The 22,456-nt window shown below is 58.8% G+C and carries 15 protein-coding genes and 3 tRNA genes; 7 read left to right on the plus strand and 11 right to left on the minus strand.

Annotated elements, in window-relative coordinates:
• Nucleotides 1-196 precede the first annotated feature (196 nt).
• Together ACTG2S_RS10295 and nhaD are read left to right on the plus strand one after the other, a co-directional pair.
• Nucleotides 197-664 (plus strand): DUF4357 domain-containing protein, encoded by a 468-nt coding sequence (locus tag ACTG2S_RS10295; RefSeq protein ID WP_005333716.1) that lies wholly within the window; start codon nt 197-199, stop codon nt 662-664.
• A gap of 107 nt (nt 665-771) precedes the next feature.
• Entirely contained in the window at nt 772-2,196 is a 1,425-nt protein-coding gene (gene nhaD, locus ACTG2S_RS10300; protein ID WP_274160422.1) for a sodium:proton antiporter NhaD, read from the plus strand.
• 75 nt (nt 2,197-2,271) lie between these two features.
• On the opposite strand, the gene ACTG2S_RS10305 is transcribed toward nhaD, so the two are convergent.
• The 9 genes from ACTG2S_RS10305 to ACTG2S_RS10345 form a co-directional block, all read right to left on the minus strand.
• Complete coding sequence (locus tag ACTG2S_RS10305) at nt 2,272-3,384, minus strand: Bcr/CflA family multidrug efflux MFS transporter (RefSeq protein WP_439982457.1); 1,113 nt, start codon at nt 3,382-3,384, stop codon at nt 2,272-2,274.
• Nucleotides 3,385-3,552: 168 nt separating this feature from the next.
• The gene (locus ACTG2S_RS10310) at nt 3,553-4,818 is read right to left on the minus strand and encodes a hypothetical protein (protein ID WP_274160437.1); all 1,266 of its coding nucleotides are present in this window, start codon (nt 4,816-4,818) and stop codon (nt 3,553-3,555) included.
• A 200-nt stretch (nt 4,819-5,018) separates the two neighbouring features.
• Entirely contained in the window at nt 5,019-5,579 is a 561-nt protein-coding gene (locus ACTG2S_RS10315; protein ID WP_274160424.1) for a hypothetical protein, read from the minus strand.
• Between the two features lie 34 nt (nt 5,580-5,613).
• Nucleotides 5,614-7,038: an NAD(P)/FAD-dependent oxidoreductase gene (locus tag ACTG2S_RS10320; RefSeq protein ID WP_274160425.1), complete on the minus strand. Its 1,425-nt coding sequence runs from the start codon at nt 7,036-7,038 to the stop codon at nt 5,614-5,616.
• A gap of 102 nt (nt 7,039-7,140) precedes the next feature.
• Nucleotides 7,141-7,980 carry an FTR1 family iron permease gene (locus ACTG2S_RS10325; RefSeq protein ID WP_274160426.1) on the minus strand — a complete coding sequence of 280 codons (840 nt, stop codon included), beginning with the start codon at nt 7,978-7,980 and terminating at the stop codon, nt 7,141-7,143.
• Nucleotides 7,980-10,985 (minus strand): YncE family protein, encoded by a 3,006-nt coding sequence (locus tag ACTG2S_RS10330; protein WP_274160427.1) that lies wholly within the window; start codon nt 10,983-10,985, stop codon nt 7,980-7,982. Before ACTG2S_RS10330 ends, ACTG2S_RS10325 begins: the two co-directional genes overlap by 1 nt.
• 4 nt (nt 10,986-10,989) lie before the next feature.
• Nucleotides 10,990-11,439 carry a hypothetical protein gene (locus ACTG2S_RS10335; RefSeq protein ID WP_274160428.1) on the minus strand — a complete coding sequence of 150 codons (450 nt, stop codon included), beginning with the start codon at nt 11,437-11,439 and terminating at the stop codon, nt 10,990-10,992.
• A gap of 128 nt (nt 11,440-11,567) precedes the next feature.
• Nucleotides 11,568-12,053 (minus strand): YqhA family protein, encoded by a 486-nt coding sequence (locus tag ACTG2S_RS10340; protein WP_005333692.1) that lies wholly within the window; start codon nt 12,051-12,053, stop codon nt 11,568-11,570.
• Between the two features lie 172 nt (nt 12,054-12,225).
• The gene (locus tag ACTG2S_RS10345) at nt 12,226-17,424 is read right to left on the minus strand and encodes a RecQ family ATP-dependent DNA helicase (RefSeq protein WP_439982460.1); all 5,199 of its coding nucleotides are present in this window, start codon (nt 17,422-17,424) and stop codon (nt 12,226-12,228) included.
• A gap of 260 nt (nt 17,425-17,684) precedes the next feature.
• Here ACTG2S_RS10345 and ACTG2S_RS10350 point away from each other — a divergent pair, with 260 nt between their 5' ends.
• Nucleotides 17,685-18,311: a class I SAM-dependent methyltransferase gene (locus tag ACTG2S_RS10350; RefSeq protein ID WP_274160430.1), complete on the plus strand. Its 627-nt coding sequence runs from the start codon at nt 17,685-17,687 to the stop codon at nt 18,309-18,311.
• Nucleotides 18,295-19,368 (plus strand): HNH endonuclease, encoded by a 1,074-nt coding sequence (locus ACTG2S_RS10355; RefSeq protein WP_274160431.1) that lies wholly within the window; start codon nt 18,295-18,297, stop codon nt 19,366-19,368. Before ACTG2S_RS10350 ends, ACTG2S_RS10355 begins: the two co-directional genes overlap by 17 nt.
• 44 nt (nt 19,369-19,412) lie before the next feature.
• On the opposite strand, the gene ACTG2S_RS10360 is transcribed toward ACTG2S_RS10355, so the two are convergent.
• Both ACTG2S_RS10360 and ACTG2S_RS10365 read right to left on the minus strand, forming a co-directional pair.
• Nucleotides 19,413-19,488: transfer RNA gene (locus ACTG2S_RS10360), tRNA-Asn, on the minus strand.
• A 4-nt stretch (nt 19,489-19,492) separates the two neighbouring features.
• Nucleotides 19,493-19,568 (minus strand) — tRNA-Asn (locus tag ACTG2S_RS10365).
• Nucleotides 19,569-19,617: 49 nt separating this feature from the next.
• Here ACTG2S_RS10365 and ACTG2S_RS10370 point away from each other — a divergent pair.
• From ACTG2S_RS10370 to ACTG2S_RS10380, 3 genes are all read left to right on the plus strand, one after another.
• On the plus strand, nt 19,618-19,896 hold the full coding sequence (locus tag ACTG2S_RS10370; RefSeq protein ID WP_240533571.1) for a hypothetical protein: 279 nt from the start codon (nt 19,618-19,620) through the stop codon (nt 19,894-19,896).
• Between the two features lie 159 nt (nt 19,897-20,055).
• Entirely contained in the window at nt 20,056-21,792 is a 1,737-nt protein-coding gene (gene dauA / locus ACTG2S_RS10375) for a C4-dicarboxylic acid transporter DauA (protein ID WP_274160432.1), read from the plus strand.
• A 183-nt stretch (nt 21,793-21,975) separates the two neighbouring features.
• A tRNA-Ser gene (locus ACTG2S_RS10380) sits at nt 21,976-22,063 on the plus strand.
• The last annotated feature ends 393 nt before the right edge of the window (nt 22,064-22,456 follow it).

The following is a 22,456-nucleotide window of genomic DNA, read 5'->3' on the forward strand; positions in this document are numbered from 1 at the left end:
GGATAACCGTTTGATGGTCAATGGCTTTCATCATGCTTGGTACGCTAGCACGGCCAGCAATGATCAACACCCCTTACGGTTGATCAAGAGTGCCAGTTAGTGATCAAGGCGGCAAAAGAGCAGTGGATCCTCGCTGGATCCCGCTTGCCCGAGGTGGTTAGAATAGGGGCTTCCATGGGTCACAGGATGAGCAAGGATGTTACACAAGCAAGTCAGTTTTATCATCGATAGCAAGGGCAACAAGCAGGCTGCCGTCGTCCCCATCGAGATCTACAACGAGCTGATGACCCTGCAAAAGGCACTCTCCGACAACCGGCCGGGGGAGCGCGAGCTCTACCACTTCAACGGCAAGGGGGCCGAGGCCCACGGTTATCCGGTTGGCAAGCGGCAAAATCCCGGCTTTATGGTGCTGGCCGGTTCCACCGCCAATGGCGAGGATGCCGCCTCCCTGCGTGAAGCGGTGATCGAGCTGCGTCACGAACTGCTGGAGAAGGGGGTCATAGTGCCCCGTAGTCAGGGCGGCTTTGTCTTTACCGCCGATCAGCTGTTCAATAGTCCGAGTCTGGCCGCCAGTCTGGTGGCGGGCAATAACCGCAGCGGTCTGGATGCCTGGCAAAACAGCGCAGGCTATACCCTCAAGCAGTCGGGTTTTGGCAAGAAATAATCCCGCGTTTCGGCAGCAAACCAATTAAGCGTTAATTGACCTGGATGAATTTTTCTTTTCATCCAGGTGCTAGCATGATTGCCAGATGGTTCTAAAAGGAAGAGACCATGTCTGCGCTCACCCCTGTTATTTTGCTGCTTTCCCTGTTTATCCCTCCCGCCCATGCCAGTAGTGGCCCTGTTTTGTTGACATCCTCCGCCATCGGACTTTTTTGTGTCGGATTGTTTGTGTTGGCCTACGCCCTGGTGATGGCTGAAGAGTATCTGCAACTGCGCAAGTCCAAACCCGTGCTGGTGGCCGCCGGGGTGATCTGGATCCTGATCGGTATCGCCTATGCACAGCAGGGGATGAGTCCGGCGGCCGAGCAGGCATTTCGCCATACCCTGCTGGAATATGCCGAGTTGATGCTGTTCCTGCTGGTGGCGATGACCTATATCAACGCCATGGAGGACCGGCGGCTGTTCGATGCTCTGCGCGCCTGGCTGGTGCGATCCGGCTTTCACTTGCGCACCCTGTTCTGGTTGACCGGCGGGCTTGCCTTCTGTATTTCGCCGGTGGCAGACAACCTGACCACTGCGCTCTTGATGTGCGCCGTGGTGTTGAAGGTGGCCAACGGTGATCGGCGTTTTGTCAATCTTGCCTGCATCAACATAGTGATCGCCGCCAACGCCGGAGGGGCGTTCAGTCCCTTTGGTGATATCACCACCCTGATGGTGTGGCAGGCGGGCAAGGTGCAATTTGGCCAGTTCTTCACCCTGCTGATCCCCTCTCTGCTCAATTTTCTGGTGCCGGCCATCCTGATGAGCCTGATGGTGCCGCGCCATGTGCCGGAGGCTGATAACGAGGTGGTCGATCTCAAGCGGGGAGCCCGCCGCATCGTCGCACTGTTCTTGCTGACCATCATCACGGCAGTGCTATGCCACAGCTTTCTCCATCTGCCGCCTGTGCTCGGTATGATGCTGGGACTCGGTTATCTGCAGTTTTTCGGGTTTTATCTGCGCAAGTCGCTGCCGCGATCCCTTGCCCGCAAGCGTGCGCTCTATGAACGCAATGGTGATGAGGTGCGGTTGCGCAGTCTGGGTTCTGTGGTGCCATTTGACGTGTTCAACAAGGTGGCCAAGGCGGAGTGGGATACCCTGCTCTTCTTCTACGGGGTGGTGATGTGTGTCGGTGGGCTGGGCTTTATGGGCTATCTGGAGCTGGTGTCACACTGGCTGTATGACGCTGGGGATCCCACCATGGCCAATATATTCATCGGGGTCTTGTCCTCCGTCATCGACAACATTCCCGTGATGTTTGCCGTGCTGTCGATGAACCCGGATATGGCGCTGGGACAGTGGCTGCTGGTGACCCTGACCGCCGGAGTGGGCGGCAGCCTGCTCTCCATCGGCTCTGCGGCCGGGGTGGCCCTGATGGGACAGGCCCACGGCATGTATACCTTTTTTGGCCACCTGAAGTGGCTGCCTGCCATCTTGCTCGGTTATCTGGTGAGCATAGGGGCGCACCTCTGGCTCAACAGTGCCCAGTTCTGAACGCCTGGCCGCCAGTACGAAAGAGGCTTCCGTTGACGGAAGCCTCTTTCGTTTTCCTGACAGGAGGGAGGGGGATCAATCGCCTCGCTTGCCGGTCAGCAGCCAGTAACTCAGGGTGGAGCCCACGCAGCAGCAGGCGATGGCGATGGCCATGGGCAGCGGCGAGTGGGGCGGATTGAGGTTGACCAGAATGCCGACCAGGGCGCCGATGCCAAAGCGCAGGGTGCCCGCCAGTGCCGATGCGGTGCCCGCAGATTGGGGGAAGTGGCCCATCAGGCCGGTCATGGCGTTGGCGCCCACCAGACTGATATGGCCGACAAACAGCACCACCGGAATGACGATGCCCCACAGGCCGCCGGTCTGGCTCCAGGCGTTGTAGACCAGCAGGGCGCCCGCGCAGGGCAGCACCAGCAGGCCGTATTGCAGCATCCGCTCGGCGCCCACCCCTTTCACCAGTCGGCTGTTGACGAAGGTGACCACCATCATCAGCAGAATATTGAGGCCAAACAGCCAGCCGTAGTGCTCGGTCGGCACCTTGAAATACTCGATATAGACGTAAGGGGAGCCGCTTAAGAAAGCGAACATGCCGGAGCTGGAGAGGGAGCCGCACAGCACGTAACCCATGGCGCCGCGATGGGAGAGCACACCCCAGTAGTTCTTGAGGATCTGGCCGATCTTGAGCGGCTGACGGTGCTCGGGTTTCAGGGTCTCCTCGATTTTCCACTGCATCACCAGACAGATCAGCAGGCTGATCCCCACCAGCAGCCAGAAGATCACCCGCCAGCTGGCATGGGCACTGATGTAACCCCCCACCACGGGTGCCACCAGCGGCGCCAGGGTCATCACCAGAATGACGAATGACATGGCGCGGGAAAAGGCATCCTTCTCAAACAGATCGCGCAGCAGGGCATTGACCACCACAGAGCCCGCCGCACCGCCCGCTGCCTGCAACATCCGATAGGCCAGCAATTCAGGTAGGGAGTCCGCCATGGCGCAACCCACCGAGGCGATGGCAAACATCACCAGCCCCGCCAGGATCACCGGCTTGCGGCCATAGCTGTCGGCCAGCGGGCCGTAGAAGAGCTGGCCGATGGCAAAGCCGCCCAGAAAGGCGCTGATGGTGAGCTGGGCGCCGTCGATGCTGGTGGCCAGATCCCGGGCGATGGCCGGAATGGCGGGCAGATACATATCCACCGCCAACGGGGTCAGACCCGCCAGGGCGCCCAGCAGGATAAACAGGAAACGGGGGAGAGGGCGGCAGCCTGAGCTGTTGGCGATTGGGGCATAGGGTGTCCAGTTGATGCGAAACGTCGGGTTGAAAAGCGCGAAAAAAGCAGTCTATCAGTTTTGTCGCGGCTATGGATCCGGTATGGCGAGCCAGAGTCCTGGCTCGGCGGCAAAGCGTGGGGCAAACCAGTGCTGGCGCACCGCAGTGGGCATTTCGCTCGCGGCGATGGGGCGGCGACTGAGGCGGCAGGCTCCCTGAGAGAGCGCCAGCGCCGCATCCCCCTTGTACCAGCCATCGGTGACGGCCAAGGCTGTGGTTTCCCGCAGCAGTCTCACTCCCCACTGGGTCACCAGCGCCGGGCACGCTGTTTCTGCCAGCCTTGCCGCCTGCACCATGGCAGGCGGACGGGGCAGGGTGAAGGTCGTGCCGAGCAGCAGCAATCCGGCGACCGCGACCACTCCCTCGCCACGGCGCGGCAGCCAACCTGCCAGCAGCACAATACCGAGCAGGGTGATGGGGGCCAGATGGCGGGGATTGTCGGGATTCTGGCCAAACAGGGTCCAGAGCAGCAGGGCGAGCCAATAGAGCGTCCAGAGTGGGGGGAGGGCGGCAGGGTGGTTTTTTGATCTTTGCCAAAGCGGCAGTACCAGCATCGCCCCGACAGCCAAGGGCCAAAGCGGGGTGAGCTGATCGTTGAAGGTGCTCACCCAGCTCAGCAGTCGATCGCCGTGAGCCGCTGCCGTGTTGCCCCACAGGGTAAAGTGACCATCGGTAAAGCGCCGCCCCTCGCTGAAATAGGCCCAGCCATCGGCCTGCCAGACAAAGAGCAAGCTGATAAGCCCAACCAGTGCGATGGGAAGCACAAACCTGACGCGCGTGCCTTGCTGCGCCATCCCGAGCCACAGGGGCAGCAACGCCAGCACAAAATAGGAGGGGCGCAGCGCCAGCATAAGGCCCAGCAGTAGACCCGCCAGCGCTATCTTGCGCTGTTGCAAAGCCAAGAGCGCGCCGAGCCAGGCGGCGAGCGCCGGCCCGTCCGAAAGGCCGGAGAGCGCCAGCGTCGGGGTGAGCGGCAGGGCCAATAGCAGCAGCCAGACGGGTGCCAGCAGGCTTGGCCGTTGCCACAGTTTTACCGCCAGCAAGGCGGCGAGCGGCGCCAGCAAACTGCTACCGAGCAGACTTGCCCACTGCACCGCGCGGGCCGGGTCGTCCACCAGCAGATTCATCAGCCGCGCCAGCCAGATAAAGGCGGGGTAGCCCGGAAAGTGGGGGGAGAACTCCAGCACGCTAAAGCGTGTCACTCCGTGGGCGAAATTGAGGGCATCATCGGAATCGAGCGCCACTGGGAAGGCTAGCAGCCAGCCGAGCCAGGCCAGTTGCAGCAGAATAAGCAGCCAAATGGTGGTGGAGCAGGGGGAAGGCCAACGCCGATACGTTGCCTTCCCCCTCATCCCCAGCCCTTCTCCCGCAAGGGGAGAAGGGGGCAAACCGGCGTCCGGGTGCATTTATCGGCTGGCCGTGCGTAGGGTGGGTAGAGCGCAGCGAAACCCACCGTTTGTCACAGCGAGATGGCGCAATGATTGGCAGGTTGCCATCAAAGCGGTGCCAGCACGGCCATCAGCGCTTTTTCTGCATCGCTAAAGGCAGCGGCATCGGCAGGCTTGGCGCCCACCCCGAACACCCCCGGGTTGCCGATGGCATCGAGCACCTTGGCCAGCGCCTGTTCGGCTGCCTTGCGATCCCCTTCATTGAGGGAGGGAAGGATCAAGTCGAGGAAGCGCTTGCTCTTGACCACCAGCACCTTGGCGGTCTGGTAGTCGCCAAGATTCTGGCTGGCCCCTTCGAGGCGGCGCTCGATCTCCGCCTTGTAGGCGCGGTTGAGCAGGGCGGCGGTTGCTGCGGCATCTTGGGCCTTGATGGCGGCGGCCAGCGGCCCTTGCAGCTCCACCTTGTGGTGCTGCTCCAGATAGGTCAGTTCGTCGGCAATCTCGCTCAAGGTGGCGCTGGCATCCTTGCCGCCAGTGGCGGCGCCAAGCAGCGCTTCGCGGGCGTCGATCAGCGGCTCCTTGCCGGCGGCGGCATAGGAGTAAGCCTGTGCCTGCCCGCTCAGGGCCAGCAGCAGGGTGAGGGCGAGTAAACCCGGGCGGATGGTCATCCTGTTCTCCTTACTTATGCCAATGGCGCGGCCATCAGGCCACGCTCTGGGTTTCAATCACGGTGTTTTCGTTGCGATGGTTAAAGATGGCGTGGCGTCTGTCCACCCCGTCGATCACCATGTCGGCCGCCATCATCCCCATCTCCATGGCGGTATCGGTGAAGATGTAGCGGAATGTCCCCTGACGGCCGGTCATGATGAGGTTGCCAATCGGCATCAGCGTCTTGATGGCTTCGTTGCGGCGTGCCTGATAGCCGAGATCCATCAGCGGATAGGCGTATTCGCTGCGGGCTTCGAAGGTCTCATCGCCAAGCTTGGCGGTATCGACACCGAGGCTCGCCAGATCGGCGGTAACCCGACCGCGCAGATCAGAGAGCGGCGCCTGCCAGGTGGCATCCCCCGGATTGCAGGGGATCTCCAGCATCACCGAGGTCTGGCCCTGGGGCGCCATAAAGGGGCTGCGGCGGCGCGGCTCCTGCAGGCGGGTGGCCAGAATATGGGGGTCGGAGAGGTACTGCCAGGTGTTGTCCGACAGGTTTTCCTGTTTGAGGGGCATATTGACGAAACGAAGCGACCGGTAGTGCAGATCGCACGGCAAGCCAAGATGCTGGCAGGTGAGCGGCAGCGGCAGGGTGGAGATCACCTGATCAAAGTTCTCGCTCTGCTCAACGTTATCTTGTTTCCAATACACCCGTTCGATACGGCCATCAGCCTGCTCAAGGCGGGTGATGGTAGCGCCAGTTTTCAGCTCCACCCCTTCGGCTACCAGTCGCTCGCCCAGAGTGGTGAAGATCTGGCCGAAGCCATATTTCGGGTAGCGGTATTTGCGGGCATAGGTGCGCACCGAGATACTGCCGTTGCGTCTTGGCAACAGGCGGCGGGCCACGTCTTTGAGATCGATCAGGCTGATGCGCTGACCGGCCCAGTCGGCGGAGAGCTTGTCCGGGTTGATGCCCCACAGCTTGCCGGTGTAGCCCTCGAAAAACTGACGGTAGAGGGTGCGGCCGAAGTGACTCTGGATCCACTCGGCAAAGCTCGCCTTGGCAAAATCATCCGGCTTCTTGCTAAAGGGCAACAGCAGCAAGTCTTTTACCGCACCGGCCATCAGGGCCAGCGGCGCCGTCTTGAGCAGGTTGGGCAGGTTCAAGGGGTAGTCATAGGTGCGCCCGCCAAAGCGGATCACGCTCTTGCGCTCGGCGTGGAGCAGATCGTCACCCATCAGCTCGTCGATAAAGGCGAGCAGCTCGGGGTTCTTGGTGATAAAGCGGTGGCCGCCGTAGTCGAAGCGATACTCCCCATCACGCCCCTTGAAAGTCTGGGTGGCGCACATGCCGCCGACCACCGGCTCCTGCTCGAACAGGGTGACGGCAAAACCGGCGCGGCGCAGGCGCCAGGCCGCCATCAAACCGGCGGGGCCAGCGCCCAGCACTGCAATGCTTTTCTTGTTGTTATCGCTCATGACCTATTCCGAAACTGCTTGATAGATAAGGGAACCGCGCCAAGGCGCGGCTCCCGAATGGTGTTGTTACCCCGTGGCCTTGTTGCTACAGGGCATGTTTGCTCAGCCCTTGCCAGTCGCGGCACTTACCTGCGGGCGGTAGCTGCGCTGCCAGAGGGTAACGAAGATCGCCAGATAGAGGGCCCAGGTCAGCAGCTGCAAGCCAGCGGGTGAGGCATTGTAGCCAAATAGGGCGCGCAGGAAGGTACCAAATACCCCCTGATCGTCGAGAATGTGGCTGATGTCGAACACCGGCGTGGTCCAGAAGGTGATGATCTCTGCCGCCTGCAACATGTTGACGGCAGATGAGAGCAAGCCTGCGGCGATGATGATGATAAGCAGCCCAGTCCAGCGGAAGAAGGGAGCCAGCGCCACCTTGCGGGTGGAGCGCAGCAGTCCCCACACCAGCGCGATGGAGACCAGCAGCCCCGCCAGCGCGCCCATCAGGCCGGATTGCAGATCCACCCCTTGACCGGAGTAGAGCAGGGCGGAGAAGAAGAGCACGGTTTCAAACCCTTCGCGCATCACAGCAAGGAAGGCAAGCAGCACCAGACCAAACAGGTTGCCGCCATCGATGGCCGCATCGATGCGCGCCGTCATGGCCCCTACCTGGGATTTGGCCTGCTTCTGCATCCAGACTGCCATATAGGTGAGCACCAAGGTGGCAAAGATGAGGATCCCCGCCATCAACAGGTGGTTGTAGCGCTCGCTCTCGAACTGGCTCACCACCACCTGGAACAGGAAGGCGACCACAAGGGAGGCGATAAGGCCAAGCGCCACCCCCAGATAGATGAACTTGTTGTAGCGGCTCGCCCCCAGCTTGGCGAGGTAGGAGAGGCAGATGCCGACCAGCAGGAAGGCTTCCAGCCCCTCGCGCAGGGTAATCAGAAAACTTGCAAACATCAGGATTGAGGCTCCGTAGCGGGCGTGACGGGGAGAGGCTGCAAGGTAAGTTGCAACCGATTTAGTTGTAGACGCGTGAGCAGCACTATAGGTGGCTCCGGCAAGCTGGGCTCGGCGGCGCGCACCGCATCATTGACCCACTTGGGGTAGGTGCGGAAATTGAGTTTGATATCGGCCTTGAAGGGCCCTTGGGCATCTGCGGGTAGCGGCCAGGCTTCATCCCGCCAGCCATCGGCCGGAATGCGGGTATCTTCCAGCAGTTTGGCGTAGCGCCAGAACTTGAGCCCCACCGGCTTGCCCTCGGCATCGCCGAACACTTTTCTGAACAGCCGCGCATCTTCAGGGACGGCGCCATCCACCGGCTGGCCGCTGGCAAGCACCACCTTGCCGGTGGCGTCGGTGACGGTCAGCTCCAGCCAGAGTTCACGAAAATCGGCCACCCCGGTGGGCAGGGCATGGCCTGCGCCGGTATTGGCGACCCGCACCACCAACTGCTGACTATCGGCAGCAGGTTCGATACGGGCGGAGAGGGTCGCGCTGGAGCGCAGCAGGGCCAGACTCTCCTGCTCGAGTTCAGGGTTGCGCAGCCCCACCAGCTGGTGCTGGGCGCCGGTAAAGTTGTGGCGATAGAGCCGGGCTTTCATGGTGCCGTTTTCGGTGGACTGGCCCGCCACCGGCGCACCGCCATTGCCCGGCTCCGGGTTCATATGGCAGTCGATGCAGGTGCGCCGCTTGGCGGGATCCTCGGCCTTGGCGAAGCTGGACTTTTCCCACTCGTCCCAGGTGTTGACGATATTGGCGCCGGTGCCCGGGGCAAACTCGTTGTGGCACGACTTGCACAGGGCCGCGTCGCGGTAGAAATCCTTCTGATAGGAGGCTTTGTGGGCCGCCGGACGGGCGTTGATCTGCCGCTCGGCCAGCCAATGCTGGAGGCTGCCGCCCGCGGCATCCTCGAACACATAGCTCTCGCGGTCTTTCAAATTCACGGTAAAGGCGCTGTTGCCGCCCGCGTCTTCTACCTTGGTGATGCGATGACAGAGCACACAGCCGGTCCCTTCCTCCACCACAGGTTCGCCCGCTTTGTGAGCGGCAATCAGCGAGGCGCCACCCTGCTCGAACATGTGGGAGCCCTTGGGCAGATCCAGCTGGCCGGTCATCACCTGCTGGGGCATGTGGCAGCCCTGACACCATTGGCCAAACGCTTCTCCTTCGGTTTCGCGGGCCAGCGCCTGCACCACCTTGTAGTAGGGGTGGGAGTTGCCCATCAGCCGGTGGTTGCTCTCGCTCCAATCCTTGAACGCTTGGCTGTGGCAGTTCTGGCAGGAGGCGGAGTTGAGCCACTCTTTCGGGTGAGTGGTCGGCGCCTTGGCGGGATCCGTGCGCGGGGCATCGAGTCGCAGCCAGTTGGCGAGATAGGGGAGGTTGCCATCGGCGGTGACGAAGGCGTGCAGATCCTCCATCATCGCTTTCACTTCCGGCTGGGGCCTTGTGGGGTCAACTGCCTCGGCCCCATCTCGGGTGTCATGGCCCATGCCGCCCTGGGTCTGCTGGGCCATGCGCAGGTATTCGCCGACAAAATCCCCCGCCACCATGTTGGTGAGGTTGGCGTGGCCGTTGATGGCGTTGTCGCCGCTCTTCTGGCGATGGGCCGCCATCAGATAGCGGTTGGTGAAGTTGAACCCATCCAGATGGCAGGAGTTGCAGCTCATCCAGTTGTCCCCCGCCATGGGGAAGCGTGAGTTGGACGCTGTGTTACCAAGATGGAACAGCCGCTCGCCGCGCTGAAGTGGCTCGGGGCGCGGATCCGTCTCTACCAGCTTGGCGAAGTGGGGCACATCAACCGTTACTCGGGCAAACGGGCCGCTGCCGCCACTATTGAGGCGGGTAAGATCCTGCCCCATGGCGTTGTGCACCAGAATATGGTCGCCATCGATCAGCAGATCCCGCGGATTCTGGCCCGGTAGGTGACGCAAGAGCTGGGTCGCCTTGGCGCCCCCCTGAAACTTCTTGCGGCGGTGGCGGTTGTTGTTGGATTTGCCGCTGCGAGAGAGGTCGAACACCAGCAGATCTTCCGAGCCCGCCAGGGTCAGATAGACCCGTTTACCATCGGCGGCAAAGCGAGCTGCGAACGGGTTGGAGACGATCTGGCTGCGGTTGCCGACGCTTGGCAGATTGATCTGCAAAAAGAGCTGTTTTCTTTCATCGACCCGCTCTTTCTCCTCATCGAGATCGATGATGGAGACGGCCGGAAAGACGGTGCTCTGAAACTGGAAGGGGTGGCTGAAGCTCCACAGCACATGAGGCAACCAGGCCTCGCTGCCATCGGGGGAGAGGGCGATGCCATCGAGCAGGCGCGGCAGGCCCTGGGAGTCGCTCGGCGTGTCGCTATGGGTCTCGGCCAGGGTAATGAGCTTGGGCTTGGGAAGCGAAGAGCCCTTGGCGCTATTGCCGAGTTTGGCGAGATCATAGATGGCGAGCTGGCCGGTCATGGCGTGGGTCAGCAGCAGGCGATCGTCGTTGGTCAAGGCCAGCCCGCGCGGGGTCTCGGCGGTTTCTGCTTCCAGCTGGAGGTTGCCGGCGGTGTCATAGGCCTGCAGGTGAGCGGATTCGAACAGCGTGACCCAGAACCACTGCCGTTTGGCATCGAAGATGACCCCGTAGGGGCGATGACCGGTGGGGATCGCCTTTTCCAGATCGAGATCATCATCCAGCAGCAACAGGCGATCACCGCTGTAGTCGGTGACCAGCAGAGTGCCATCATCGGCACGGGCCAGCTGGCGTAGATCGCCCCCCAGCTGCACCTCTTTGAGCCGCTTGCCGCTATCGCGCTCAAGCAGGGTGACGGAACCTGCGCTCAGGTTGGCGGTGACGAGGCGCGGGGCGCTTCCCTCTTCATAAGCCAGCATCCCTGAACTCATCTGCTGGGCAAACGCAAAGGGGCTGGCCAGCAGCAGGACGAGTGCCAACAGGGGTGACAAACATGCACAAAGAGATGACTTCAACATGGGATCAGGAGCGCCATTTCAAGATGGTCCAGCGCCAGGCGTGGCGCAGCACCAGAGGAGTTAACGCCAACGCGCTCAGCCAGTGGGCCCAGCTGGCGAGGTTGCCCATGGCATCGCCCGGAGTGCCGTGCAGCACCAGCAGCAGGCCGCTGGCCAGACAGATCAGCAGCAGGGCTTCAATAATCCGCCCCGTGGTGCGTAAAAAGGGTTTGTTACTGCGGTTCAACAAGCTGCGATGGGAGAACCAGAAGGCGCCAAACAGCAGCGGAAACAGGGTGAGCGAGAGCATCACATGCAAGAACAGATTCCAGCGTGCCAGCGACCAGAGCGGGGTCAGCGGCTCCCACAGCAGCAGGCCGGAGAAGAACATCAGATAGAGGGTGCCCTCGGCGGCCTGATGGTGGTAGGCCAGCCACTGCCAGAATTGTCGGGGTGAGAGAGAAAGGCTTGTCATAAAGGCTCCAGCACCCGGGCGGGGCAGCCCGGGGGGAGCAAGTTTATAACGCAGTAAGAGTAATGAAAAGTGTTATCAATTGTATTGCTGGTGAATCAAGGCTGAACAAGCACAGTGATCAAGCTCGACTATTTATGCTCCGCCATCCGCTCGGTCACCGCATAGATGAGCGCGGCCAGCGAGAAGGCGAGAAACACCACCACGGACCACTTCATATCGACTTCATTGATGATGCCATCTTCGAGAAACGCCTTGAGCACCTCCACTCCGGCAATGGTCACCAGTGAGTTGATGACGATGAGCTTGAGGGAGGCAAAGTTGATCTTGCTAAGCCAGTTGCTGCTAAGGGAGGCACGCTGCTCTTCCGTCTGGATAAATTGCACATAGCCACAGATGGCGACCAGGATCAGCATCTGGGCCACCAGTATAAAGTCCACCAGGGTCAGCACGCCGGTAATGAGGTCCAGATAGGGGATCTCGAAAATGTTTACAGAAAGCTGATAGAGCTGCATGGCAAACTTCACCATTAGCAATACCACGCAGATGAGAATGCCAATGTAGAAGGGGAACATCATCAATCTGCTGCCATTGAGCATGAAATTGAATCGACGCATAAAAACTCCAAGGTAAGGGAAGCTGGGTGATTATGACCTGAATTGAGGCTATTGGCAGCGACGTGTCGTCAAGTCACCAAGCTTTCACTATCACCTATTGCAGTACCGGCACAGCTGGTGCTGCAAGTCGTGAAGATCTATCCCGGTAGCATGGGGGGGCTACCAGTTTGGTTCATAACTCCAGCTCGATTATGGGGATCTCCCAACGTTCGCTGCGCATCTTGGGTTGATACTCATCCTTTTCCTGCTCTTTACGCCGCTCTACCAAGGCGATCACTCTGGCTTCGCGGATTGTATTCACATCGAATTTCCAGGTTTCTTCTCCCTGTAGGGAGAGGCGAGCGATCTTGTGACTGCGGTGATAGACATGGAGCCTGTCCTGTTTGTCGGGGGCAATGCGTACGGCATCGCCTACTTTCAACGCTCTCAGTTCGTTGTGAATAGTCTGGCCTTCATCACTGTGACCTGCATATCCCAACACCAGTTGCGACATACCCATCATGGCGAAACGACGTTGTCTGTCCGGTCGGGTTGCGTTAGGTCTCTGCACGTAGCAGTGGGAGGCGATCAGTGGAATATGGGGATTACGTTGATCGTGGCGAGCCATGAGAACCAGCCTTTCGATAGCACGTGTCATCCCCACATAGAAGAGGCGCCGCTCTTCTTCCAGGTTACTGGTCGATAGCTCCGCCGCGCGTTGCCAGCCGCCGTCGAGAAGTATCACATGGCGATACTCCTCCCCCTTAACCCCATGCACCGTACTTAACAACACTCCTTTACCGAAGCGGATCTGGCGTTTTTGCTCGCTCAAATACTCGTAGAGGAACATCAGGAAGTGGTGGGCAGAAAGAGCATGCTCTCCCTGGCTGGCTTGCCACTGAGCAATCAGATCGTGCAGTAGCTCCTCCCAACGGTTGGCCAGTGAGAGTGGAGGGAGAGGGGCTGCAAGTTGCTCCGCTGTCAGCAGGGCATGACCTTGCTGTTGTAGCCAATTCTGATAGCGCAAGATTTCACGGCAGCGATGCACAGGAAAACCGTTCTCTTTATCCAGAGTAAAACGACAGGGAATATCAGCATCTGCAAGTGCCGAGCGTACCCAGGCCAGTTCCTCCTTCTCTAGCCCATTACGGGCCAGCACGGCGATAGATTCCAGCGGGCAAGTGGGAGTCTTCTCACGGATAAGCGAGATATGTCTCACGACCTCGGCTGCCTGTTGGGCTGCATCCTGGCACTGCTGGATGATGACGCGACCCTGTGCTGTCTCCATCCCCTCCCAGTGCCCCCCAGCCACTTCCATCTTGCGCCTGTCGTCGATCTCGATGGGATGTGTACGCTTCATGCGATCCTGGTTGTGCTCAATCAGGCGGTTGGAGGTCTCGATGATGTGGGCGGTGGAACGATAGTTCCAGGTCAGGAAGTGTGTCTGGGCGTTGTAGTCTTGCTCAAAGCGGCGAATAAAGCTGACGTTCGCGTCGCGAAAGGCGTAGATCGATTGGTCATCATCACCCACAGCCATCAGATGCAGTCGGGCCTCCTCATCCTCTTCGCTTTTACCAACCAGTGCCGCGATAAGCTGGTATTGTTGTTCATCAATGTCCTGATACTCGTCGACGAGCAGAAATTGCAGCCCACCGAGCAGCTTTTCCCGCTGCTCTTCCAATTCGAGACCGAGCTGGTTCTGCTCTCCCCGGAGCAGCTTGATTGCGTCATCAATGATGGTGGTAAAGTCGATATCGTCGGATGTCCGGTTTTGCACCGCATTGCCTGTCAGACTCATTGCGAGACCGTGAAAGGTGAATACCGAGACCCGTGCTCCGTCACGCCCCAGCAACTCGGTCAGGCGTCGGCGCAGGGACATCGCCGCATTATGGTTGTAACAGAGCAACATGATCCGCGATGGGGAGATTTGCTTGACCCGCATCAGATAGGCGCAGCGGTGGATAATCACCTTGCTCTTGCCTGAACCCGGGCCTGCCAGTACCAGCAAGTTTTGCTCGGGCGGAGCCTGAACGATCTGCTCCTGGGCACGGTTGTGAAGATCTTCGACAATGCGCTTCCAAGAGTGTTCGCTGGTCGCCAGCTCCAGGATTTTGTTGCGCCCTTTGAAGTAGTGACCGAGGAACTTGTCAGCTTCCATGGTGAAGTAGTCTGTCACCAGCTTTTTGGCTTTCTTGAAGTGCTCCAGGCTGATGCGGGCGTATTCATTCATCACATGGATCTGAATCACCTTCTGGCGATAGTGATGCTCAAGCGGCTGATAGTCTGCCTTGTTGTATTGTTGCTGCCGCTCAGCGGTCAGCGTGAGGGTCATAGCGCTTCGGAACACGGCAAGGCCATTTTGCAGCACGATGGCGTGTTGCTCATGCAGGTAGAGAAGTGCCCGCTCTGCCCCTTTGAGCAACCACTCCTGCTGGCTGCTTGCCTCCCGCTTGTTCATGAGCTGAGCCACATCCATGTCTTCTCGCAGGTATTTGACCAGTTGCTCCAGAGCAAACGACAGCATCACCTGGCGCTGGACACTCTCTTCGCTGCTTGCCAACAGGGTGTAGAGAAAATCGAGGGTGGCGCCTGTGACTCGATGGCGTTGATCAATTGTCTGCTCAATCTGGGACCAGGTTCGGTTGAAGGTGAGTTGGTAAAGATCCCGAGAGAGATATTTGACATCAATGGAGCCTTTCTCGCCCCCCGAGCGACCATCCTGGGCCCAGCTGGTCAGCAAATTGCGCAGCAAGCCAGGGTTACACCGCTCATGCCCCAGATCTTTGATGGCCTGATTGACCAGTCGAATGTTAAAGATCAGCCCTTGCCCTGTATCAGGTTCGGGTTCTTTTTCACGCAAGGTGTCCAGCATCGCCTTTTCAATGCTGTGTACTTGCCCGCAGAGCACCCGGGCATTGTCTCTTCCTTTGGGGCGAAGCCAAGTAGTCAGTAACATCCCCTGAGAGAGAAGACCGACATCCGCCATCTGGGTGAGTACCCGCATCACTTCGCTGGCCTGAACACCACTTCCCTTGTCTGCCATGTATTGGCCTGCCTCTTCGGCGATGGTATCGGCACTGAGGCCATCATCGTCGGCAGCACTCATCAGCGCCTGGATAACCGCTTGCCATATGGCTTTGGCCTTGGGGGCCAGTTTCAGACTCTCTACCCTTTTCATCGCCTCCTCGGTGGAGGCAAACAGGGGACGACCCTGAAATACCTGAGTGATGTTGTCACTGCGTTCCAGATAGCCCGCTCGTTCGAGCCAGGCAATAGCTGTCTTGACTTTGGTATCCGCATTGCTGTCATCGGCAGCGAAGCTGGTTTCTACCTCTGGCTGGTTGATGAGCTCTGCACTGGTGGCGACCAGTGGCGAGTTGTTATCCTGCTTGCCTCCTTTGCTGGCCCTGAGTCTTATTCCGCGCAGGATCTGTTTGATATCGCGCAGGCTGACTTCACTCATGGCCTCGAGCTGGAACTGTTTCTCGATATCCTGTTCATCAAACAGCAGTACGCAGTGAGCTTGTGCTGTATCGCGTCCCGCTCGTCCCGCTTCCTGTAGATAGTTTTCGAGGGAGCCGGGGATATCGGCATGGATCACCAAACGCACATCATCCTTGTCGATCCCCATCCCGAAGGCGTTAGTCGCGCAGATGACTCGGATCTCGCCATTGATAAATTGTTCGAGAGTCGCTTTTTTCTGTGCACTGTCCATTCGGGCGTAAAAGCGCGAGACAGGGAGGGATTGTTGCTGACCGAGGAAATCGGCCAGCTCGTCCACGCTGTGCTTGGTTGCGCAGTAGATAACGCAGGAACCGGGCTTTTCCTCACCGAAGAACTGCTCGAGCAGGTTAAGGATATGGCCCTGTTTATTGAGACCGGGGCACTCAACGACGGCATATTCGAGGTTGGTACGTTCAACCCCGCCTTCCAGTCTGAGAAGAGGTCGGGGCTGTTTGTCGAGAAACTGGGCGCAAATATCCTCAATCACATCCGGTTTGGCGGTCGCGGTATAGCAGAAGACAGGAGGCATGGGGACCTGCTGTTCCTTGGCAATTGTGGCGATGGCCTTGGCGCAGTAGAGATAGTCAGGGCGAAAATCATGTCCCCATTTCGACAGGCAGTGCGCTTCGTCAAATACCCAGCCACCGATTTGACGTTGTCGTATTGCTTGTTTGACTGTGCGGTTGCGCAACTGCTCGGGGGAGATATAGAGCAAGGCGATATCCCCCATGCGGATCTGTTCAAGAATCGCGCCTCGCTCTGGTAGCGTCAGCAGCCCCGAGATAGCGGCAACCCCTTCAATACCGGCCTTGTGTTTAAGGTTGTCCACTTGATCTTTCATCAGTGCCTGCAGGGGGGATATCACGACCGTGAGAGCACCGCTTCGCTGGTTACGCACCAGTGCCGGGAGCTGGTAGCAGAGCGACTTGCCACCGCTGGTTGGGAGTATGCCGAGCAGTGCGACGCCAGCCATGGCTTCCTCGATCAAGGTCTTCTGCAATGGTGTCCCATCAGGCAGGTTGCGAAAGTTATCGAGCTCGAAGATTCGCTGCAGATGGCGGCGTGCGTCGTGGTTCTCCTGACAATAGCTGCAGTCAGCATGACCGCAGTGACGTTCACGAATTGTGTGAATGATTTCTGCGGTCTGGGGGAAGCGGCGCCAAATCCAGGGAGGCAACACGGAGTTCCCGCCGGACACGGGCAACCAGGCGCAGGCATAAGCCAATGGTAACAACAGCATGGGTTGACGCAGGGCATCACCAATCACCCGGTTGAGCTGATTGGGGCACGCTTTCTCATGGGCAATGCTCTTGATGAGAGTTGGTAGCTCCGAGACCCGCACTGGCGGGCGGCCTGTCAGTCTGGCAAACACCAGTGACAGACCCTGAGTGTTAAATTGCGCCATGACTCCCTGGTCGAACAGATATTGATAAAGCTGCAATTGGGACAGGGGTAAGGCTTGCAGTGCTATCAGCTGTTCCGAGAAGATCTGCAATGCGAGCCTTGCATCCGCGACCGGATCATTGAGGGTATCCCGAACCAGTTTGTAATCCTTGACCAAGCGGTGATAGGGGTTTTTGGGAAAGGCAAGGGGAGATAGATAGAGGGTATCTATTACCGGCTTTTCGAGAAGTAACTGAGGGCGTACAGCCTGTTTGGCCAACCAGGGGAGATCAAAATCGAGAATATTGTGACCAAGGATCACATCCGCCCCTTGTGCCAGCGCATTTAACTCCTTGAGTGCGAGATCCTGCGGGCCCTTGAGATTGAATTCGCGACCAGCCAGGAGCGCCCCCAGATGGCGGAGTTTTTCGTCCCGGGTCAGTTCAAGGTCAAAGGAAAGAATCTTGTCATCCCCAAACAGGGTCACGACATCAGTCGAGTTCATTAATAGCCATCTCCATCTGGCGTTGACCTCTCATGGCGATAATAAGTGCCAAGAGATCAGTGAGTTGGCCGAATATTACCCGAAATGTTGAATGGTGGCATCATTCAGAGTCCTCTGGCCGGGGTTCTTTTGGCGGACACCCGGTTTTGTAAATGCCGCTGCCCGATTAATCGTTCATGTTGGGAAAGTGTCGTTCTGGCCATGGCCAACTAACTGATCTTGTGAGATTATTTTGCTTCCTTCTCCGTTCGGAACGCATTGTGTCCCTCGACTACTACCAGTGCCATGCCACCGAATTGACGACTCGTTACCAACAGGTATCTGCGCGCGCCGTTCACGGCGACTGGCTCACACTGCTGGAGCCTTGGCTCCTTGCGGCACCGCGCAGGTTACTCGATGTAGGGGCCGGCAGTGGTCGTGATGCCGCGTTTTTAGCCGAGCTCCATCAGGGCAATATGGTGGTCGCTGTCGAGCCATGTCAGGCACTTGCTGCGCAGGGGCAATGTCATACCTATGAGGCTGCGGTGGCGTGGGTCAATGACGCTATGCCTGCTCTCTCTGGCGTGACCGGTACTTTTGATCTGATTTTGCTCAGTGCTGTCTGGATGCATCTACCCCCGAAGTCTCGTCCCTTGGCTCTGGCACGTCTCCATGAGCTGCTCTCACCAGATGGTTATCTGGTACTGAGTCTGCGCCTGGTTATCTCGGAGCAGGAGATGCGGGAGCGAGCCATGTATCCGGTAGCTGTCGATGAAGTGGAGCGGCTTGCATTGGCGGAGGGGATGACACTGCTCCATGTGTCAGAACCACAGGGGGATGCCTTGGCGCGTACCGGGTTGAGTTGGCAGAGTCTGATCCTTGGGGGCGAGCATGCACGCCTCTCCTGATCAGCAACTCGCCTTTATTGCTTATTTGCAACGCATCTTTACCGAAGGCGATTTTGTTGCCACTTACAAGTGCGCCTTGCTCCACGGGATTGCAGATATCGCGATTGAGCGCAGCAGCGAGACCCATGATCTGACTGCGGCGCGCACCATTACGCTGGACGAACTGGCCACCAAGTTTGTGGAGCTCTATTGGCAGCACAGTCTGCCCTACTCGGCGACGGGAGAAACGGCCACCTTGCTCAAACAGAGCAGCGGTCGTCAGGCCATCATGCTGACGGAGTTGTCCCGGTTGCGTGAAGAGGGTGTCCGCTCGGTAACTGCACTGCGTCGTCACGACGCCTGGCGGCCTCTTCTTGCCCGAGTTCGGCGCATCCTTGTTGAGGGGCCCTTGTGGCGTCTGCAGATCCTGGGTGGGCGAGAGGAGTGCCACCTCTATCCTCATCAAAGGGGCGCGGATCATATCTGCCTGAACCCCGGTATACTCTACTGTCTCCACCGCTTTTACGATCTGGTGGTCTCCCTCTCCCGACAGCATTGGTTACAGCTTATCTGCGACATCAAGGGTAATCAGCCACTGATTGGCCCCAGTGTGGGGTTGGAGAATTTTCTATTTGGTTCAAGCCGTCAGGCGCTGGGGCGAGTAGGAGAGGTATTGAGGGACTTGCAGGGGGGAACCTGTTTTTACTGTAACAAGGCGATACACGGGAGTGGTGAGGTAGACCATTTCATCCCCTGGCGTCGTTATCCAATCGATTTGGGCCACAACTTCGTACTGGCACACGCCAACTGTAACCGGAGCAAACGGGATTTTCTTGCCGCTCCCGAGCACAGGGATGCTTGGTACGAGCAGAATATCCTGACTCACGGGGCGTACCTCACGGACGAGCTGGCCCCTCTGGTGAGCGTCGATGCCGAGCGTTCTACTGCCATCGCTACTTGGGCCTATCAGCAAGCACTCCGTGAACATGCTCGGTTGTGGCGTGGTATTGACCTGTTTGTGGACGTGACAGCCCCCAGTGTGGGGATGAGTAATCCAGGCTTCTCTAGACTCTTCTGAGGCAGATACGAAAAAGCCCAGCCAAAAGGGTGGGCTTTAGAATTTGGCTCCCTCGACAGGACTTGAACCTGTGACATACGGATTAACAGTCCGCCGTTCTACCGACTGAACTACGAGGGAAAAGTGGCTCCTCCTACTGGACTTGAACCAGTGACATACGGATTAACAGTCCGCCGTTCTACCGACTGAACTAAGGAGGAATTGCCTGTCTCGTTAAGACGGGGCGAATATTAATGACCAGGGAGACGGGTGTCAACCCGCGAATTTCCCGAAAACCGGATTTTCGGACTGTTTGCCCAAAAGTTGTGCTTTGCGGTTTATTTTCAGCACAATCAGTCTCTTGCCATCACCGCCCCCAACCGACGCAGGGGTTATTGGCTCGGTTCGCATCAACCTGATGATGACAGCATGATGTCGCGAACGTGCTGGCAAGCCAATAAGACTCAAGTGGTTATCTTTGCGGCTAAATGGGGCAGAGCAATCGTCAACATCGGCGATTTGGCGGCAAATAGGCCAAATAATGGGTGAGCGCGCGTTTCATTGATCCTGCCCATCGAAAAAATGGCCCGTCTGGAGTAAGGTTACGCAGGATACCATCGCCGCGTCGACAGCCCTGCCGGCCCTTGATGATGATCGGGCGCCGGATCTCTCCGGCCTTTATCTCCCTCTTCTGGTATTACGATATACATGCACAAGCAAGCCTCTTTAAATAGCGTGAAGCTCGCCATAGCCTTACGCCAGTCCTGTATTGATGAACCCTACAGCATGGCCCGCTTCGGCCGTGATCTTATCGCCGGTGTGACGGTGGGCATCATCGCCATCCCGCTCGCCATGGCACTGGCCATCGCCAGCGGTGTACCGCCGCAACACGGTCTCTATACCGCCATCATCGCTGGTATCGTGATCGCCGTGACCGGTGGCTCCCGCTACTCCATCTCCGGCCCGACCGCTGCCTTTGTGGTGATCCTCTATCCGGTTGCGCAGCAGTTCGGGGTTGGCGGTCTGTTGATGGCGACGCTCATCTCCGGACTTTTTCTGGTGGCGATGGGGATGGCCCGTCTTGGCCGCCTTATCGAGTACATTCCCCCGTCAGTGACGCTGGGCTTTACCGGTGGTATCGCCATCGTGATCGCCACCTTGCAGATCAAGGACTTCTTTGGACTGAGCGTGCCCGAGATGCCGGAAACCTATCTGGGCAAGGTCGAGGCGCTGACCGCCGCCCTGCCAAGTTGGCAGTGGGGCGATACCCTGGTGGGGGTCGCAACGCTGGCCGTGCTGCTGCTCTGGCCGCGCCTGCGTCTGCCGGTGCCCGGCCACTTGCCCGCGGTGCTGGTCGGGGTGGGTCTGGGTTTTGGCCTCCATTACTTTGGGGTGGACGTGGCCACCATCGGCAGCAAGTTCAGCTATACCCTGGCCGATGGCACCCAGGGGATGGGGATCCCGCCCATCGCGCCAACCCTGGTGATGCCCTGGGCCTTGCCCGGACCGGATGGCTTGCCGGTTGAATGGAACCTGGCGGCTGTTGAGCGGCTGCTGCCTGCCGCCTTCTCCATGGCGATGCTGGGGGCGATCGAGTCGCTGCTCTGCGCCGTGGTGCTCGATGGCATGACCGGTCGCAAACACAGCTCCAACGCCGAGCTGGTGGGGCAGGGGCTTGGCAACATCTTCGCCCCCTTCTTTGGCGGCATTACCGCTACCGCCGCCATCGCTCGCTCTGCCGCTAACGTGCGTGCAGGCGCTACGTCCCCCGTCTCGGGGATCGTCCATGCGCTGGTGGTGCTGGCCGCCATTCTGGTGCTGGCCCCCTGGCTCTCCTGGTTGCCGCTCTCGGCCATGGCTGCCTTGTTGCTCATCGTGGCCTGGAACATGAGTGAAGCGCACAAGGTGGTGGAGCTGATCCGCCGCGCGCCCAAATCCGATGTGCTGGTGCTGCTGGTCTGCCTGTCGCTCACCGTTATCTTCGACATGGTCATCGCCATCACCTTCGGGGTGATCCTGGCATCCCTGCTCTTTATGCGCGAAATCGCCAAGATGACCAAACTGCACGATTTGGCCGAGCACAAGCGCTATGCCCATGAGGTGCCGAACAATGGCCTGCTCTACAAGATCAACGGCCCGCTCTTCTTCGCAGCGGCCGAACGGGTCTTTGCCGAGCTGGAATCACAAGTGAAAGGGCACAAGGTGCTGGTGTTGCAGATGGAGGCGGTTTCCATCCTCGATGCGGGCGGCCTGTCTGCCTTCCTCCACTTTGGCAAGCAGATGGTTAAAGCCGGTGTCGAGTTGCGGGTGGCCGAGTTGCAGTTCCAACCGCTCAAGACCCTGGCCCGTGCCAAGGTGCGGCCGCAGCCCGGCAAGCTGGAATTTTACGGCTCGCTGGAAGAAGCGCTCAAAGGTGAACATTTGCACGAAGCGGCAGTAAATTGATTGAAAGGGATACGAAACGGCATATTTTTGGTCACTTGGTTCGGATATTGAGCAAACGAACGCAAAAAGTAAAAAATTGCATTGACCAAAAGCCATCGTATCCCTTACATTACGCCCCGTCGCCGCGGCATGGTCCGCCAGCGAATGTGCAGCTCAAGCACATAAAGCAGTGAGCAAAAATTTGGTGAGGTGTCCGAGTGGCTGAAGGAGCACGCCTGGAAAGTGTGTATACGGCAACGTATCGAGGGTTCGAATCCCTCCCTCACCGCCAAATATAGCCAGTTGAATTTCAAGGGTTTTTTCATTTCTAGGCTTACGTGATTTTTTCCTGGATCAACTGGGTGGAACAATCATGTATCTGAGTAAAAATGCCTCCGGCACCTACTACACTCGTCTCCCGCTGTCTAAGTCACTACGTGACCGTGGCTTGCCCTTCGCTATCCGTACTTCCCTTTGCACCAAAGATCGTCAGCTCGCCGTAGACCGCAACCTAGCAGTGGCAGCTCGTACTCGTGCACTTATCGCGGCTCCCCCTGCCGATACTACACCCCGCAGTTTCTATCGCTGGATCCGCGCCGATCTAGACGCTTTCAAAGCTGCGGGATTTGCTGCATCTCTTACGCCCTCCCAATCCATTGCTTCCCCCATCGAGTCCTCGACTAGC

Source organism: Aeromonas sp. 82P, from assembly GCF_051919365.1.
In the GTDB taxonomy this organism is placed as follows: domain Bacteria; phylum Pseudomonadota; class Gammaproteobacteria; order Enterobacterales; family Aeromonadaceae; genus Aeromonas; species Aeromonas veronii.

Coding starts and splice junctions, on each gene's coding strand:
- ACTG2S_RS10345 (WP_439982460.1), bottom strand. CDS start 17,424: ATGAACTCGACTGATGTCGTGACCCTGTTTGGGGATGACAAGATTCTT.
- ACTG2S_RS10325 (WP_274160426.1), bottom strand. CDS start 7,980: ATGTTTGCAAGTTTTCTGATTACCCTGCGCGAGGGGCTGGAAGCCTTC.
- ACTG2S_RS10320 (WP_274160425.1), bottom strand. CDS start 7,038: ATGAGCGATAACAACAAGAAAAGCATTGCAGTGCTGGGCGCTGGCCCC.
- dauA (WP_274160432.1), top strand. CDS start 20,056: ATGCACAAGCAAGCCTCTTTAAATAGCGTGAAGCTCGCCATAGCCTTA.
- ACTG2S_RS10340 (WP_005333692.1), bottom strand. CDS start 12,053: ATGCGTCGATTCAATTTCATGCTCAATGGCAGCAGATTGATGATGTTC.
- ACTG2S_RS10355 (WP_274160431.1), top strand. CDS start 18,295: ATGCACGCCTCTCCTGATCAGCAACTCGCCTTTATTGCTTATTTGCAA.
- ACTG2S_RS10335 (WP_274160428.1), bottom strand. CDS start 11,439: ATGACAAGCCTTTCTCTCTCACCCCGACAATTCTGGCAGTGGCTGGCC.
- nhaD (WP_274160422.1), top strand. CDS start 772: ATGTCTGCGCTCACCCCTGTTATTTTGCTGCTTTCCCTGTTTATCCCT.
- ACTG2S_RS10330 (WP_274160427.1), bottom strand. CDS start 10,985: ATGTTGAAGTCATCTCTTTGTGCATGTTTGTCACCCCTGTTGGCACTC.
- ACTG2S_RS10295 (WP_005333716.1), top strand. CDS start 197: ATGTTACACAAGCAAGTCAGTTTTATCATCGATAGCAAGGGCAACAAG.
- ACTG2S_RS10315 (WP_274160424.1), bottom strand. CDS start 5,579: ATGACCATCCGCCCGGGTTTACTCGCCCTCACCCTGCTGCTGGCCCTG.
- ACTG2S_RS10305 (WP_439982457.1), bottom strand. CDS start 3,384: ATGTATCTGCCCGCCATTCCGGCCATCGCCCGGGATCTGGCCACCAGC.